Origin of the sequence: Methanimicrococcus blatticola, from assembly GCF_004363215.1 — an archaeon.
Taxonomy (GTDB): Archaea; Halobacteriota; Methanosarcinia; order Methanosarcinales; family Methanosarcinaceae; genus Methanimicrococcus; species Methanimicrococcus blatticola.
This window is the reverse complement of record NZ_SNYS01000010.1, coordinates 40,282-57,017: the sequence shown is the minus strand read 5'-3', so window position 1 is coordinate 57,017 and position 16,736 is coordinate 40,282. Positions and strand designations below refer to the sequence as shown.

The following is a 16,736-nucleotide window of genomic DNA, read 5'->3' as shown; positions in this document are numbered from 1 at the left end:
CGGTTGTCATTAATGAAATAAAAAAGAAAAGAGAGAAACGGAAAAATTCCGTTTCATTTTATTATTTTCGAATATAGCATTCTGATTTTGCTTAGACTGTAACGGTTTTGCCGTTTAAAACATCGTCTTCGCTGACATCAATTCTTTCTTCGACGGAACCGTATTTGACGGTGTAGTTGCCGATCGGCTTAACCGCGAAGTTGGTTTCGCCGTTAACAGAGCCGGTTGTGGAATACGGAACTCTGAAAGAGAAGTTGCCGTTTTCGTCTGCTTTAACTGTCTGGTTGTAGTTGAAGATACGGTTTTGGTTGGTCTGAATCGTCAAAGTCAATTCAACCGTTTCGTTTGCCGAAGCGGTTCCTTTAATGACGGCGCCTTCCACGTATTCAAAGACTTTAACGTAACCGGTATTTGATTCGGCAACGCTTTGTGAATAGATCTGGTTGAATAACTGCTTGTAGAAGATTTCCTGTCTTGACATGGTGTCATTAGAATTGTAAATCAAAGATTCGTAAACCATACGATATTGTTCCAAACCGACAGCGTCCTGCATGTGCAAGCGGTAAACCATTGAATTGAAGTAACGGTCACTGCCGATGAAAGTGCTGTTGTTGCCGTTGATGTTGTACGTCACATAATAGTCTTCCGTGTCAAGCGTCCATGCAGTCATTGCATAGAATTTGCTCATACCGGATGCCATTTCAATGTCTGTGACGACATAACGGGCACCGACTTTGTCTTCGCGCGGGTCGATGTCAATCAAATATCCGGTTGCGTCTTTTTCAGTTTCGGCAACGAAGAACGGAGCTGCGCCCGGAATCATTTCATCCGTGGCATTTCCGCGGCGGCCGCCGACACCAAACTGGAACGGGTTGGCGTTTACAGTGCGTTCGCCGATGACTTCTAACCAGTGACCATAGTCCCACCAGGACAGAACACCGTAAGAGAGTCCCGGATAATCAAACGGAACAATACTCGCCTGATTCTCGAAATGCTCAATACCGATACCGGAAACAGTATCTGCGACACCGTCACCGTCAATGTCCTGAAGCGGTTCTTCGTAGTAGCCGGCCCAGTCCAATCCGATTTCAGGCGTATTATCACGAATCCAAAGAGACGTTTCAATCCAAGCCTCGTTCGGACCGCCGGTGCCTGCAACATACTGAGAGGTCATGGTGTAAGTCGGAACCAAAAGAACAAGGAGCGCGACGACCAAAACAACGGATGCGAGGACAATTTTTTCATTGCCGTTGTCGACCTGTTTGGCTTTAACTTTAGAAGAGTCGCGTTTGGATTTGGCTCTTTCCTGGTGGGAAGAGTAAACCGGAGCAGATTCTTCTTTTTTGGAGCGTCCTTCTTTGGAGAGATAATTCTTCTTAAAGAGAGTCCAGGCTTCGTCTGCTTTAACAGCGCGGGCGAGTTCCATGAAGGCCCAGGATGTCAAAATGATAACCGGAACGACGAAGTAATAACTGAATCTGTTCTGCTGGACCAAAGCCCAAAGCAAAAGGAGTGACCAAACAACCAACAGCGTTTTTTCCATGCTGTTGTTTTTGACAGCAATGTAAGCCATGATCGGAAGCACGATAATCCAAATGTAGCCCATGACAGAGAAAGTCGTGAATAAATTGAATGCGCTTCCGGATGCCAGAATCAACAAAAAGAACAAAATTGCCCAGCCGGCCAATAATCCTTTCTTAATACTGTTTTTCTTGATGTAAGGCGTTGCCATAAACGGTAAAATGATCAGGAACGCGGCAATTAAAACAGTAAATAACAACGGATTTACGCTGCTTCCGAAATACGGAGAAGCTTCACCGATTGTTGTTGCACCGCCTGTTCTTGTAAAGAAGCTGACAATACCCAACAACGCGTCTCTGACAGTTGATGAGACAATGCTTCCGACAGCAGCGGCGACGACCACAAGGCCTGCCAAAATGCCCGGATAGTAAAGTTTGTTCAAGTCCTTCTTTTCAAGCGCGTAAGACAAAACGGCCATGAGAATCATTGCAATGATACCTGCGCCAAGCGCCATCATGTGAAGCGATTTGTATTCACCGATCTGCGGCGTAATGAAAACGATCAGGAAATCAATGGCGAAAATGATGATACCGGTTGCGGCGATGAAAGCCGTCCCTTCTCCTTTGAGATGGTTAATCATCATTTGAACGGTAATGAAAACACCGATGATAAACGCGAAAAGAAGAGCGCCTTCCCAAACAAGCGTATAAGCCGCCATTGCGATACCTGTTAAAACAGCGTAAGGCAGAATGGGTTTAAACGCGGAAAGATTTCCTTTGGAAATTTCTTCAAAGGTGATGTTTTTATCACGGGCTTTTAAGAGCGTGAAAATCAAGAATAAGATAACGAGTGAACTGAAAAGAACTTCAGCAACGTGGTGGTCATTGAAGCCGATGATACTTCTTGAGAGGAACTGACCCGGCGCGACCGCCAAAAGGAAAGCGGACATGAGACCGACGTTTCTGCTGTCAAAAAGTTTCTTTGCGACAAAGTAAACGACAACAACACAACAGGCTGCTAAAACACAGGGCCAGTAAGCGGCAATGGTCATTGCGTAGGCTTCGGTTGTATTTCCTGTAAGGAATTGCAGAATTTTAATAGCGGCTGCCAAGATGTAGTCATATAAAGGCGCAAACGCCTGCGGTGTACCGTAGGGATAGGTTGTTGCCGGATCAAACCATAAAAAGTCCGGGAAATTTTGAAGCAGGTAATCCACGTTTCTCCAGTGGTACCACGGGTCGTTTTCACCGAAGCGGATGAAACCGTTTTCCATGAAAACGCCGTCGCGCGGAATAATACGGATATAAAAGGCAAGCAATGCGGAAAGCAGAACGCCGATACCGTAAAGAGCACATTTAATCAGATTGTTTTTGTCTTTATACTCGTCCAGGAAGCCTTTCTTTTCCGGCTTCTTTTTCACGTCTTCCGGCGACGCTGCCGCTTCATCAGCGCGGACTTCATATGATTCGGTCACTGTGACGGTATCCGCATCTGCGGATTTTTCAACAGTGAGTTCTTCCGAAACCGTTACGACGGTATCCGAATCATCAGAAGCGCGGCGTTCAGAAGTTTGTTTACGGATAGTTCTTTTCGCCAAGATAATAACCTCAATGATACAATACTCAATAAAAAATACTCAAATAAAAAGTTTTGATTCAAACCGTCGAAACGTCTTGAAAAACGCAATGCGGCAAAAATGAATCAAACACCCATAATGAATACAACAATAATTCTATACAAGCTATTTAATTTTAACCTGTCTCGCCGCCTCTTTAAGCTTTTCGTATTTGAAAAAAGAGTAAAGTTTATGAAAGTTCAGGCGATTGTTTCAATTATGATTTTTAAAAAATTATCCGAGCTTTCCGACTCGGATTTAAATAAATTGCATTCCCGCGGCAAGGGGCTTGCGGATGTCGGCGCATCCGTTGACGCTATTTTGGAAAATGTTCAAAAAAACGGAGACGCGGCGATTTTAGAATACGCAAAGCAATTCGATAAAGCGGACTTAAAATCATTGCAAGTAACCTCCGCCGAAATTGAAGAAGCAGTCGCGTCTTTAGATTCAAATTTGTTAAAACACCTGCGTCAAGCAGCTGAAAATATTCGCCGTTTCCACGCCGCGCAGCTCCCCAAAGAAATCTGGTACATTGAAGAAACTCCCGGAATCGTTTTGGGTCAAAAAACAATTCCGCTCTCCAAAGTCGGCTGCTACGTCCCGGGCGGCCGCGCAAGTTACCCGTCAACGGTGCTGATGACTGCGCTGCCTGCCAAGGTTGCCGGCGTCACCGAAGTGATTGTGTGCACACCGCCGCTTGCAGACGGAACAGTTCACCCTCTGACACTTGCCGCCTGTAAGATTGCAGGCGTTGACAAGATTTTCAAGACGGGCGGCGCACAGGCGATTGCCGGAATGGCATACGGAACACAAAGTATTCCGCAAGTTGACAAGATCGTGGGCCCCGGAAATGTGTATGTCACTTATGCGAAAATGAAAATCCGTGATTACGCTGAAATTGATTTCCCGGCCGGCCCGAGCGAAGTTTTAATTATCGCCGATGATTTTGCCGACCCGAAGATGGCAGCAGCCGACATACTGGCTCAGGCGGAACACGACCCGAATTCGGTTTCTGTTTTGGTGACGCCATCGGAAAAGCTTGCAAAATCTGTTTTTGACGAAGTGGAAAAACAATCAAGAACGGCGAAACGCAAAGAAATTATTGAAACATCATTGAAGAATTCCGCCATTTTGATGACCGGAAACATGGATGAATGCATTTCATTTTCAAACGATTTCGGACCCGAGCACCTTCAGATTATGGTCAGCCCCGACATGGAAGACGTTGTTTTGAATCAAATTCAAAACGCCGGGTCTGTTTTTGTCGGAAATTACGCTCCGGTTCCGGCCGGTGATTACGCGTCAGGAACAAATCACGTTCTGCCGACATCGGGTTATGTTCGAATGTATTCAGGATTGAACACGGCACATTTCTTGAAATCGTTTACAATTCAAAGAATCAGTAAAGAAGGGCTCGGCGAAATTAAAGATGCTGTAATTGATTTGGCTGAGACGGAAGGCCTTTTTGAACATGCTGAAGCGATTCGGAAACGCTTTGAAGAGTAAATATTTATAAAAATCAGAGCATATAGGAATACAATCGATTAAAAACGAGATTGGAGAAACACTCATGGTGACACATCCGGACTATTCAAAAGTTTCAACCGCGCACAGCACAAGAAAAATCAGGGACATGACTGATGTTTTAATGGATCAGACATGGATTTCATACCCTGATAAAATTCTCTATGATATGTATCGAGAGGTGCACTTATCAAAAGAGGAGCTTCAAAAAATGAAAGAAGCGCAGCTCCGTTATGATATAACGGTGATTCCGCCAGCGATGCTCGGTCCGGAATATGTGAAAACCGCCGGCCACTATCATCCCTGTCCAAATTCTTGCGGCGCGGAAATGCTTTCTTATCCCGAAGTCTACCAAGTGATTCGCGGAACAGCGACCTATTTGCTTCAAAAGAAAGATTTGTCCGACTTTATCATTGTTGAAGCCCATGAAGGTGATGTCGTTTTGATTCCGCCGAATTACGGGCATGTGACCGTGAATGCCGACAGTGAAGAGCTTGTCATGGCAAACTGGGTGTCTGACGCTTTTGGTTCGGAATATGAGCCCGTCCGCTGCAAAGCGGGTTTGGCTTACTACATCACGGAAGACGGAATTGCTCAAAACGGCAATTACGATAAAATGCCGCCGATTTCTTACGCCAAACCGAAAAGCTATCCGGAAATTGATTTGTATTCCGGCGTTGACATGTACGGTTTGGTCAATGATTTGAAAAAACTGGACTTTTTGGTAAATCCTCAAAACTATCCGGATTTATTTAAAAAACCATTTTATGAAGTTTGATAATAAATCGGCTTCATTCCACTCATATTTTTATTCAGTCAACTTTTAATACAGCCGACGCTTTTTAGATGGTATGGCTCAAACGGCGGATATTTTTTCAAATATCGGAAAAAAGAAAGGAGACGGGAATGGCGGTAATGAGAATGCAGGCAACCGAAATGCGGTTCATTCTCAAACGCTTGTTTCCCTTTTATCTCAGTTCGGATTAACCGCCATCGGTTTTTTGAGCACGATTTATTTTACGCGCGTCGTTAATCCTGCGATTGTCGGCGTTTACTTTTTGTTTTTTTCATACAGCGCGCTCTTCTACCTGTTTTCAGAAAGCGGCATCGGAGAGTCAAGCGTTAAACTCATCAGTGAAGGAAAAGCGCGAAACGAATATTATACCGCCTCGATGGCACTTCGAGCTGTTTACTTGATATTGTGCGTTGCAGGACTTTTGATTTCCGCTGTCATTTTCCCGACATCAACGATTATGGAAACCGGAATATTTTGGTGGATTATCGCGGCGCTTTTCATTGATTATTTTTACAACAGCCGAATTTATGCCGCTTACGCTGACGGAAAAATCAATGCTTTTCAAGTGTCTTTGTTTTTAAACACCGCTGTTCGATCACTTTTCCAAATCGGAATCGTTTACCTCGGCTATCATTCATTCGGATTGATGGGAGGCTTTTTAGTCGGCATGATTTTTGCGGCAATATTTGCGCACCGTTACAACCAATTGAAACTGGTGAAGTTTTCAAAAGAAAATTTCAAGCGCATTTTAACTTACGCCGTTCTGATTTTTTTGGTGATGAGTTGCTATTTGATTTACCAAAATATTGATGTTGTTTTTATCGGCCGATACATGACGGAAACCGATGCCGGAATTTACAGAATCGTTTATCAATTTTCAATGCTGGCAGGACTTGCCGCAACCTCTGTCAAAGCGGTTTTGTATCCGAAATTCAGCGCGTGGAATGAAACAAAACAATATGAAAACATCACAGAAGGCCTTCGCAGCGGAACATCGCTTTCATTGATGCTGGCGATTCCAATCTTTTTCAGTTTCCTGATATTAGGATACGATTTCATTTCCCTCTTTTACGGTGAAGCATACATTCCGGGCGTCCCGGCATTATTTTTGCTTTCATTCATTCAAATCATCACCGTTTTCATGTATCTTCAAAGCATTTGCTTAAACGCAATCAGCCACCCAAAATACGCTTTTCTTTCAATTGCCGCCGGCATTACCGCAAATGTAATTCTAAACATTGTTCTGATTCCGGTTTACGGCATGGAAGGCGCCGCTTTGGCAACCGTCATTGCCATGCTTTTGAATTCGGCGTTGGCCTATTTGCTGCTCAGGAAAGTAATTCCCATCCGCTACAACTGGATATCCATTTTAAAAATGGTGATCGCATCGCTTCTGATGTGCGTTTTCCTTTTGGGATTCAAATATGTGCTGCCGATTACAAATGTGATTTACTTACTGACAGCTTTTGTCGTCGGCGGTTTGCTTTACGGTTTGATTATGCTCAAAGCCGACAGAGCGATTCATGACGAAGTTGCGGAAATGGTGACATCATTCGGCGTGAAGTGGCCGAAATGGCTGTGATTAAACTTCCTTTTATCAATTTTTGAGCTAAAGTTCGGTTGAAAAAAGAAATCAAACCCTAAACAACCACCGCTAATTTACGTTCCGAATGGAATGAGGAACGGAAATTTGCGGATTCATACCACGATTCAATAAAAAACAATTACAGTTTCTTTTGCCGAGATTGTGCTGCTACCGTCAGGTTTGTGTTGCCGGTCAGGTTTGCATTGTCGGAGGTTTACGTTGCCGTATGTATCACCTCTTTCGTATCACATCCGTTTGCTATGCAAACGGGGCACTGTCACCTTATCGCATTCGTTTTATTACAGCCGGGGGCATAAATTCCAATCGCATCTGCTATGACCAAACCGCCGCCGCGCGCGAACATCTCGTCCTTTAAGACATTAAGAAATCCGACACTCGGCTTTTTAAAAAATGATTATTCTGGTTTCACCGTTTTTGACGAAATTATTTAATCTCAAAAAAGAATTGAGAGTTCAAACCAAATTAACGGAAATCTCCCATGACCGTATTCAATCCTTCCTGCCGAGTCTCGGATATTTTTTCGAGATATGAACAAATTGTGTTTATTGATGTTGAAACGACCGGCTTGTCGGTTGAAAAGAATCAAATCATTGAACTCGCTGCCGTGCGCTGTTATGAGTACGGCGTGGAATCGGATGAGAAAGAAATTGATTTGTTAATCAAACTGCCCGCGGGCGAAAGGATTCCCGAGGAAATCGTTGAGCTGACGCATATTACGGATGAAATGCTGACAGCGGAAGGTATTGAAGAGAATGCGGCAGTTGACGCGTTTTTGGATCTGTTTTATCCGGCAGAAAAAACGCTGATTATCGCCCATAATGCGCAATTTGATCTTTCTTTTGTTTTGAAAATGTTGGAAAAATACGGCAAAGAAATTCCGGTTTCGTTTGATATTTTGGATACGTTTACGATTTTGAAGGATCGAAAAGCGTATCCGCATTCTTTGAAAGACGCAATTGACTATTATCAGATTGAGGGTGTTGAGAATTCGCACCGCGCCGTTGATGATGTCAAAGCACTTTGTGAAGTTGTCAAACACATGAAAGACGAGCGGGATGATTTGGAGGATTATATTAATTTAATCGGTGTACACCGCGTTCATGGATTGCAAGGCGAAAAGATTGAAGGCATCGTTTACTGCATTCAGCTTCTCGGATCAAAAAACAAACGGCTGCCGGACTTTTTCAAAGAGGGAAAGCGGATTTATGAGCCGGAAAAAGTGAAAGAAACGCGCCCGCTCATTTTTAAAGAATGAAAATCTTAAAGAATGGAAATCAAATTAAAAAAACAGTTAAAAATCAGAATAAAAATCGTTTTTAGAAAAATGAACCGGAAACTTGAGGATGAGTTTCCGGTTTCGTTTTGAATCGTTTTGTTAAGATTAATCAGTTCAGATGAGGCCTTGCTTCATCATCGCGTCGGAAACTTTCAGGAAACCGGCGATGTTTGCGCCTGCCAAAAGGTTGTCTTCGTCACCGATTTCTTTGGCAGCTGCCTTGGATGCGGCGAAGATGTTTTGCATGATTCCTTTGAGTTTGTCGTCGACTTCTTCAAAGGTCCAGGAAAGGCGCATTGAATTTTGTGTCATTTCAAGACCGGAAGTGGCAACGCCGCCTGCATTACAGGCTTTGGCGGGGCCGAAGTAGATGCCTGCATTTTGGAATGCTGCAATCGCGTCAAGCGTTGTCGGCATGTTGGCGCCTTCTGCAACGAATTGAACGCCGTTTTTAATCAAGAGATCGGCGGACGCTTTGTCGATTTCGTTCTGCGTGGCGCAGGGGAGCGCGACATCACATTTGACTTCCCAAACGTTTGTGCTGCCTTCGACGTATTTGGCTTTGGGTCTGAATTCGAGATAATCTTTAATTCTGCGGGCTTCGACTTCTTTGAGTTGTTTGACAACGGCGAGGTCGATGCCTTCTTCGTCGTAAATATATCCGCCGGAATCGCTGCAAGTCACGACTTTTGCGCCGAACTGCTGCGCTTTTTCAATGGCGTAGATGGCGACGTTGCCGGATCCGGAAACGACGACGGTTTTGCCTTCAAAAGTTGTGCCTTTGTCTTTGAGCATTTCGTTGGCGAAATAGAGAAGACCGTATCCTGTTGCAGGTGTTCTGCCGAGACTGCCGCCGAATGTGAGCGGTTTGCCGGTCAAAACGCCTTGGCTGCTGGAGTTGGAAAGTTTTCTGTACATGCCATACATGAAACCGATTTCTCTGCCGCCGACACCGATATCGCCTGCGGGGACGTCAACGTCAGGACCAATGTGCTTGTATAATTCGGACATAAAGGCTTGGCAGAAACGCATGATTTCCGCATCGGATTTGCCCTTCGGGTCAAAATCGGAACCGCCTTTGCCGCCGCCCATGGGAAGACCTGTTAAGGAGTTTTTGAAAATTTGTTCAAAACCGAGGAATTTCACAATGCTTTGGCTGACTGTCGGGTGGAATCGAATGCCGCCTTTGTAAGGGCCGAGCGCGCCGTTGAATTGAACACGGAATCCGCGGTTGATTTGGATATTTCCGGCATCATCCATCCACGGGACGCGGAAAGAAATCAGTCTTTCGGGCTCGACAATTCTGTCTAAAATCGCTGCTTCAATGAGTTCAGGCCTCTTTTCAAGAACCGGAATCAATGTGTGAAGAACTTCATTCACCGCATTATAAAACTCAACTTCTCCCGGGTTTCGTCTTTTGACATCTTCCAAAACCTTTTCAACGTAATTTTTAGCGTCCATAATTATAACCTCAATTAATTGAATTTAGGTTATTGTTAATAAATTTAATCGTTTACAATGAACGGAAGATATGAATCTGTCAAGGGTTTGTAAACCTGAAAGGGTTGAGATTTTGATTTTTGGCGAATTTTGGATGATTGATGGTTAACAATTGAGAAGAAATAAAAACAAAAAAATATTAGGTCTTTAATCCGAATTTATTTTTTTAATTTCTCAACAATTTCATCCGTGTGATAACTGCCGATTACAATCATAATTCCAGCAATAAACCAAACAAGAGCTTGCACCCAAACAACGATAAACGCGGCTTCGCCCGTTGTAACAGAAGTGAATGACGGCAAACCGACATACCAGCGATAAATTGTCACAATAATCCAAATAGCCGGAACAATCGCCATGATTAGAAGCTGAATACCGAGATGTTTTTGACGTTTTTCAACTTTTCCTTTCCCGAAATAATAGAGAATCATAAAAGAGATTGCAAAAGTAGTAAAAGCAGCTGCAAAATAAGTTTCATTCGGATTTGAATAAGCGTAAATGCTTGCCGCACAAATCAGCAAAAAGAAGAAAACGATACCGATTATTGCAATTAATTTTTTTGTTTTAAATTCCATGAATGACTCACCATATTAATAATATAAATCAAATTTGATAAATAAAACGAATCCCCAAAAGTCGAAGATGAAAAAATAAAAAGAAGAGAGAAAATCTCTTCATTTAATTTTCAAATTTGACATCATACTTAGAAACCGTTCTTTCGCGTTCGCGAATAATTTGGTTTTCATATGCGTTGACCATCTTCAGATATTCAGAAGAATCTTTAACAGAAAGGTTTGAATCCGCTTTTAAAGAACCGGACGAAACGATTTCAATGTTTGAATTCGGGCCGGAAATTTGAAGCGTTCCGTCCGGTTGGGTGTAAGCAAGGAAAATGTAAACTTTACCGACTTCGGGAAGAGAATCATTCTCGTGAAGCGTTATCGTTTTGCCGTCTTTGCTGAGACCACCTGCTTTTTCAACAGGAATGGATTCACCGACAACGAGTTCGCCTTTGATGTTATCAAGAACGGTAATCATATAATTCGTGTGCGAATTGGTCACTTCAATCGTTTCTTTTCCGAATTCGTCTTCAATCATTACCGGATCTTTATAGGTGTTGCCGGTCATTTTATCGACTCTGGCGGCAAAAACATAATCGACATCGCCGACTAATGCTGCAGGGTTGTAAACATCGACAATATAAGATGCTTGGACCCGATTAATTTGCGGTTCGCCGCCGTTAAGAGCATTGTTGTCTGCCGGTTCGTAGAAAACTGCTACAGCTGCCGCCCCGACTAAAAGAGCAATGAGTGCAAATGAGAAGAATGTGTTTCTTTTTGTAAATAATGTTTTCATTTTATCACCTTAATATCTTGCGTAAGAAGCATTGTAAGAAGCTTTGTCGTTTGCCGTTAAACTGACCGCGTTGGATGAAAATGCATACATGACATCACCGTTTTGGTTGTGGTCCAATCCTAATGCATGACCCAATTCATGAAGACAGGCATTCTTTCGGCGGGTTGAATTCATGGGATCCATAAGGCGTGTATTGAATTGCATTGTTTTATTATCACCGTTAACGAGACCAACTGTTCCGTTTGACCAATAAACATCTGAAATCGTGACATCACGGATGTAAACGAGACTGTCTTTTCTGATAACTCCGGATTTGTGAGAATTCCACGTTGAAACGGAAGAATTGAAATCGCTTTGATATTTCGTACTGCCGCCCCAATCCAAATGTTTGCCTGAATCAACCATGTGCCACCATTGGATACTTGATGTTGCGCCCAAAGCAGGCGTTGCAAACGCAGTCAGCAACAACAGAATTAAAAGTAAAGCTGCTGACCGGTTAAAAATTTTAAATTTATTTTTTCCCGACAAGAATATCACCTTAAACATTTTTTCAAAGTATATCAAACAATCGTCTGACAGTTGTTATAATTAAGATGACCAGGTTTTTCAGAAAAGGATCACAAAAAAAGAAACGACTGACTCAAATATATGTGTTTTTAAATTTTTAAAAAAGAGATAGAATTAAAAAAATAAATGAAAAAGAAATAACAAAAATTAAATGAAAAAATTAAAAACTTGTCCAAGCCGGGAAAGTCCAAATAATGAAAAACACAATAGAGAGAGCAAGGAAACTATACAAGACGGTTGAACTGACAGGAATTTGTTTGGAAAAAATACGAATCGTGCCGCTGTCTTCATGCCAAACTGCCCCCGCAATTGCTGAAAAATATCCGAGAATCAAAAAAGTGACAAAAGCAAACAAATGCGTGCCGACCATTGTATGGAATTTGAAATAAAATTGACTATATACGGCCATAACGTGGAATCCTGAAAAAACCATCCACAAAAAGGAGAAAGAGGTCAAAATACCGAACAGTTTCGATTTATTCAAATTTTGAGAAAACAAACCGTAAAGAAACGGGCCGAAAATGACGAATGCTGCGAAGTATCCGATTCCCAATATTTTAACAAAACTCGGGAAGGGTGTTGCCAGAAAATAAATTTTAGAATATATGTAAGCGGAAAGCGCATAAAGAAGGAAAGTGCCGATAAAAACGATATTATTGACTTTTTCGCTTTGATTGAAATAACCTGCCATTTTCATTTCTCCATTATATCTCCATCACAAATAGATATACAAATAAAGCGCAATCATCGCCAAAACAAACAAAACGCCGATTCCCAAATTCAAAATTTTCTTATCACCGTTTGTTCGGGCCGCGAAATATCCGCCGATTCCGAGAAGAAGCGCGCCCGGAAACATCGTAATAAGTTCTTCCACAACATGATCGGGAAAAACAAAAGCCATGGGAATACGATATAAAACCATCAAAATGAGCGGCAGAAATCCCACGATGAAAGACATAATCTGTCTTTTTGAGACATAACCGAACAGAAGCGGATTTACGACAAGCAAAATTAAAAAGATGAACTGCCCCGGCCAAAAATACGGATGATATACATAACCTAAGAAGCACGCTAAAACCAAAACGGTTGCTAAAACGAAATCTTTGAAGTCTTTGTTTTGAAAATTAAATGCCATATTTTGTCCTCATGTGATTGATTTATAAGATTTTTTATCTGTAAAACCCTGAAAAGATAAGGAAAAGTCCGTAGATGACTAAAAAGAAAAGCAATAGCAAATTAAACGGAATTTTAGTTTTCCAAGTAATTTCATCTTTGTCCGGCTGATAGGAATAAGCTAAAACTGAACTCAACATGCCGCCTACTGCAAACGCAGAATATTGAAGCAAAATTTGTTTATAATATAATAAATCCATATCCGACGGATTAAAAATAACAACTGAATAAAATGGCCGGATGGATTCCAAAAATTCCAAATAAGGATGCGTCGGAAGGAATAGAATAACGGGGACAAGTAATGAAAATAATAAACTTTTTTTCAGATTTTGAGAAATCAGCGTATAAACAGCGGGACCGAAAATCAGAATCAGCAATGTGATGACTTGAAAATAATAAACCGTCAAATTAGAGGTATAAAAAACAAAACTGATAAACAGCCCGTAAGAAATAATCTGACCGAGAAGCAGCACAACAAACAAAATATTGTTTGTTTTTTCGCTTTGATTGAATAATCCTGCCATTTTCCTTCCCCGTTAATTGATTCCCGCAAAAAAAAACATTGCTGACGCGAAAAGTAAAGCTAAAGCAATGACGCGATACAATAACTGTCTCCTTTTATCGGAATGTGTTGCCGCGATAAAGTACCCGATACCGCCGTTCAAAGAACCGAGGGCTGCAAAATAAAGCATACCCCCTAAAAATGACAATGGGTTTTCGAATATTGAACCGTATCCCGACTCTAAAATATTGGGAAAAGTAGAGATAAAAACCCAAGAAAGCCAAATTGAAAGCCCTAAAATAAAAGATTTAACCGGATTCTTGGAAATAAAACCGTAAATAATGCTGCCGGCCAGCAATAAAAAAATAAATATCAATTCTGCTGTGTGAACAGAATACCCGTAAAATATTCCGATTACGGATAAAATAAACACTATCCAAATGAACGCAAATAAAAGAGTATTTACATTTTCACTTTGGTTGAATAAACCTGTCATTTTGGATTCCTCAAATGATTAAATACTCGCTCTAAGTTTTTCCGGATAGTAAGTCAGACTCAGTAGCATAAAAGCAATCAAACAACTTACAGCAACGGTTCCGAAGACATAAATAAATCGGCCGAAGGAGTAAGGATCATTTGAAGTCAATAAACCCGACCATTTTAAGTAAAATAAAATAATCGCCCACGAACCGGCAATAAAAACATTGAATATAATTTTCCAAATCACAGGCTTTTCTTCAGAAGAAATAAACTGATACATTCTTTCAAAAAAGAAAGACGATATGAAAATAAAAGACCATAGACCTAAATGAAGTAAATAATGCGTGGAAGATTCATCACTCAACCCGATGTAAATAATAAAACCGAGAGCCAAAAACAAAACGGCTGTTAAAATTCGAAATAAATTCATTGTAAAATTCATCCCTTTTTTATTGAGCTGCCTTTTTGACAATATTATAAAATATGTAAAACGGAACGGCTATCAAAAGCACCAACACGATTAATATTAAAATTTCAGCAACGGCAATCATTTTATTCACCAAATAGAGTCAAAATCCCAATCAAGATTCGGTTTTAAGAATATAACAGTTAAAACATTTTTAAAATATTATATAAGTGTGTTGGGATGGGACACACAAATGATACAAAAGTAGAATAGAACAAAAAATGAAGCGTAAACTTGCCCGACAAGGAAAGTTAAATAAAAACGATATAATGAACAAAATAATAATCAAAAATAGAAAAGAAACAGAAAAGTCAAAAAGACTCTTCTGCTGAATTAAGCCTGAGCGGCTTTCTTCTTCTTAATTTTCTTTAAACTTGACATGCTTTCTCTTTCCATTTCCTCAAGGCGGAGACGGATGAACTTGACTTGTTCCTGAAACTCGGGGATGACTTTGAATTCCAACGCGTTGACACGGCGTTTGGTTTTCTCGATGTCGTCGAGGAGTCTTTTCATGGTTGTTTCAAGTTCAGCGGCGACGATGATTTTCTCAACGAGAATTTCATAAGCGTCTGCCACGTCATCAATATAGGCGTCTGTACCGACAAGACCGTAACCGCGTTGGTGGAGGGCCTTGTGGACATCGGATCCTTCAATTTTCGGAACCACGACACCCATAATGTTGGTGCTTTTGAGTTCAATGGTCGGAACGGCGTCGACAGCGAAAGAGGCCGATTTGAGGGTAAAGGACCCGTCTACGGCTGAGGCCAAGTTGACTTTTTCAACAGCGTTTGCATACGCTGCATCCAACTCTTCTCTAACCCCTCGTGCTTGATTCAGGATTTTGAAGAATTCCAAAATCAAACCGTCTCTCTTCATTTTCAACAGCTTGTAACCGTTTTGAGAGAGCTTGATTCTCTTTTGGAGATCCTGAAGTTCGGAACGAGTCGGCTTTACATCTTGAACTGCCATTACCATCACTCAGCTTTGTTTTCCGGATAATACTTGTCAATGTACTTGTTATCAATTCTTCCGAGGTATGCCTTGGGCAAACTGGAAAGAATATTCCAACCGACTTGCAAAGTGTCTTCAATAGTTCTGTTTTCGGAACGACCCTGACGAACGAATTGATCTTCGAACAAGTCAGCGAATTCCAAAATCTTCTTATCACGTTCAGACAAAGCTTCTTTACCGACGATCGCGACGAGACCTCTGAGGTCACGGCCTTCGGCGTAACCGGCATAAAGCTGGTCAGAAACCGCTTTGTGGTCTTCTCTGGTCTTACCGTTACCGATACCCGAGTTCATTAAACGGGAAAGGGACGGTAAAACGTTGATCGGCGGATAAATGCCTTTTCTGTGCAATTCCTGAGAAACCACAATCTGGCCTTCAGTAATGTAACCGGACAAGTCAGGGATCGGGTGCGTGATGTCATCGCCGGGCATTGTTAAAATCGGGATCTGAGTAACGGATCCTTTGTTGCCCTTAATAACACCGGCGCGCTCATAGATACCGGCCAAGTCAGTGTACATGTAACCCGGGTAACCGCGTCTTGCAGGAACTTCTTCACGAGCAGCACCCATCTGACGGAGAGCTTCACAATAGTTTGTAACGTCTGTTAAAATAACGAGAACGTGCATATCGTGCTCATAAGCCAAATATTCGGCTGTCGTCAATGCCATCTTCGGCGTAATCAAACGCTCGACGGCCGGGTCGTCTGCAAGGTTGAGGAAAACGACTGCGCGTTCAAGAGCGCCTGTTTTCTCAAAGTCTGCCATGGCGTGCTGTGCTTCTTCATTGGTGATACCCATTGCGGCGAAAACCACGGCGAACTTTTCGGTTGAGCCGGGAACCTGTGCCTGACGGGCAATCTGAAGAGCAATTTCCATGTGCGGAAGACCGGAGCCTGAGAAAATCGGGAGTTTCTGACCACGGACCAACGTGTTGGTACCGTCAATGGTAGAAATACCGGTTTGAATGAACTCTTCCGGCTGTGCGCGGGAGTACGGGTTCATTGCAGCGCCGTAGATGTCCATCATTTTTTCAGGAACAATCTGCGGACCGCCGTCTCTGGGCAGACCGGAACCGGACAAAATTCTTCCGAGAAGGTCGATTGATGCCGGGAGTTTCAAACTGTCGCCTGTGAATGTCACAGCGCAGTCTTTGTTGAGACCGCCGGTACCTTCGTAAACCTGAACAACGACGACATCTTCAGAGGTATCCAAAACTTCTCCTCTTTTGATGGTGCCGTCGGCCAAGCGGATGTTCACGAATTCACCGTAACCGACAGGTTCTGTTTTCTCAACGAAAATCAACGGACCTGCGACTTGTGTAATCGTCTTGTATTCTTTGACCAT

16 protein-coding genes are annotated in these 16,736 nt (G+C 42.2%); 5 read left to right on the top strand and 11 right to left on the bottom strand.

Translation table 11 applies throughout. The features are described 5' to 3' along the window. Nucleotides 1–91: 91 nt before the first annotated feature. Nucleotides 92–3,118: an oligosaccharyl transferase, archaeosortase A system-associated gene (locus C7391_RS06945; RefSeq protein WP_166627444.1), complete on the bottom strand. Its 3,027-nt coding sequence runs from the start codon at nt 3,116–3,118 to the stop codon at nt 92–94. Nucleotides 3,119–3,355: 237 nt separating this feature from the next. Between C7391_RS06945 and hisD the strand changes: the two genes are divergently transcribed. The 5 genes from hisD to C7391_RS06925 all read left to right on the top strand — a co-directional run bounded on the left by hisD (nt 3,356) and on the right by C7391_RS06925 (nt 8,317). Beyond that, the gene (gene hisD, locus C7391_RS06940; RefSeq protein ID WP_133517956.1) at nt 3,356–4,642 is read left to right on the top strand and encodes a histidinol dehydrogenase; all 1,287 of its coding nucleotides are present in this window, start codon (nt 3,356–3,358) and stop codon (nt 4,640–4,642) included. A gap of 64 nt (nt 4,643–4,706) precedes the next feature. Continuing rightward, complete coding sequence (locus C7391_RS06935) at nt 4,707–5,438, top strand: glucose-6-phosphate isomerase family protein (RefSeq protein WP_133517833.1); 732 nt, start codon at nt 4,707–4,709, stop codon at nt 5,436–5,438. 73 nt (nt 5,439–5,511) lie between these two features. After that, nucleotides 5,512–7,038, top strand: coding sequence for a flippase (locus C7391_RS06930; RefSeq protein WP_133517832.1), 1,527 nt, complete (start codon nt 5,512–5,514; stop codon nt 7,036–7,038). 229 nt (nt 7,039–7,267) lie between these two features. Next, complete coding sequence (locus C7391_RS08365; RefSeq protein WP_166627443.1) at nt 7,268–7,417, top strand: hypothetical protein; 150 nt, start codon at nt 7,268–7,270, stop codon at nt 7,415–7,417. A gap of 183 nt (nt 7,418–7,600) precedes the next feature. Further along, entirely contained in the window at nt 7,601–8,317 is a 717-nt protein-coding gene (locus C7391_RS06925; RefSeq protein WP_166627442.1) for a 3'-5' exonuclease, read from the top strand. 135 nt (nt 8,318–8,452) lie between these two features. Here C7391_RS06925 and gdhA read toward each other — a convergent pair whose 3' ends face one another. From gdhA to C7391_RS06875, 10 genes are all read right to left on the bottom strand, one after another. Then, a complete protein-coding gene (gdhA, locus tag C7391_RS06920; RefSeq protein WP_133517830.1) occupies nt 8,453–9,799 on the bottom strand; it encodes an NADP-specific glutamate dehydrogenase in 1,347 nt (448 codons plus the stop codon). A gap of 197 nt (nt 9,800–9,996) precedes the next feature. Continuing rightward, complete coding sequence (locus C7391_RS06915) at nt 9,997–10,413, bottom strand: hypothetical protein (protein WP_133517829.1); 417 nt, start codon at nt 10,411–10,413, stop codon at nt 9,997–9,999. Nucleotides 10,414–10,516: 103 nt separating this feature from the next. Continuing rightward, the gene (locus tag C7391_RS06910; protein ID WP_133517828.1) at nt 10,517–11,194 is read right to left on the bottom strand and encodes a cell surface protein; all 678 of its coding nucleotides are present in this window, start codon (nt 11,192–11,194) and stop codon (nt 10,517–10,519) included. Between the two features lie 9 nt (nt 11,195–11,203). Then, nucleotides 11,204–11,722, bottom strand: a complete 519-nt coding sequence (locus C7391_RS06905; RefSeq protein WP_208107082.1) for a matrixin family metalloprotease — start codon at nt 11,720–11,722, stop codon at nt 11,204–11,206. Between the two features lie 199 nt (nt 11,723–11,921). Further along, nucleotides 11,922–12,452 carry a hypothetical protein gene (locus tag C7391_RS06900; RefSeq protein ID WP_133517827.1) on the bottom strand — a complete coding sequence of 177 codons (531 nt, stop codon included), beginning with the start codon at nt 12,450–12,452 and terminating at the stop codon, nt 11,922–11,924. A gap of 24 nt (nt 12,453–12,476) precedes the next feature. Next, nucleotides 12,477–12,896: a hypothetical protein gene (locus C7391_RS06895; protein WP_133517826.1), complete on the bottom strand. Its 420-nt coding sequence runs from the start codon at nt 12,894–12,896 to the stop codon at nt 12,477–12,479. A 34-nt stretch (nt 12,897–12,930) separates the two neighbouring features. Further along, on the bottom strand, nt 12,931–13,458 hold the full coding sequence (locus C7391_RS06890) for a hypothetical protein (RefSeq protein ID WP_133517825.1): 528 nt from the start codon (nt 13,456–13,458) through the stop codon (nt 12,931–12,933). 12 nt (nt 13,459–13,470) lie between these two features. Further along, a complete protein-coding gene (locus tag C7391_RS06885; protein ID WP_133517824.1) occupies nt 13,471–13,932 on the bottom strand; it encodes a hypothetical protein in 462 nt (153 codons plus the stop codon). A gap of 783 nt (nt 13,933–14,715) precedes the next feature. Beyond that, nucleotides 14,716–15,351 carry a V-type ATP synthase subunit D gene (locus C7391_RS06880; RefSeq protein ID WP_208107081.1) on the bottom strand — a complete coding sequence of 212 codons (636 nt, stop codon included), beginning with the start codon at nt 15,349–15,351 and terminating at the stop codon, nt 14,716–14,718. Nucleotides 15,352–15,356: 5 nt separating this feature from the next. Continuing rightward, nucleotides 15,357–16,736: a V-type ATP synthase subunit B gene (locus C7391_RS06875; protein ID WP_133517822.1), complete on the bottom strand. Its 1,380-nt coding sequence runs from the start codon at nt 16,734–16,736 to the stop codon at nt 15,357–15,359.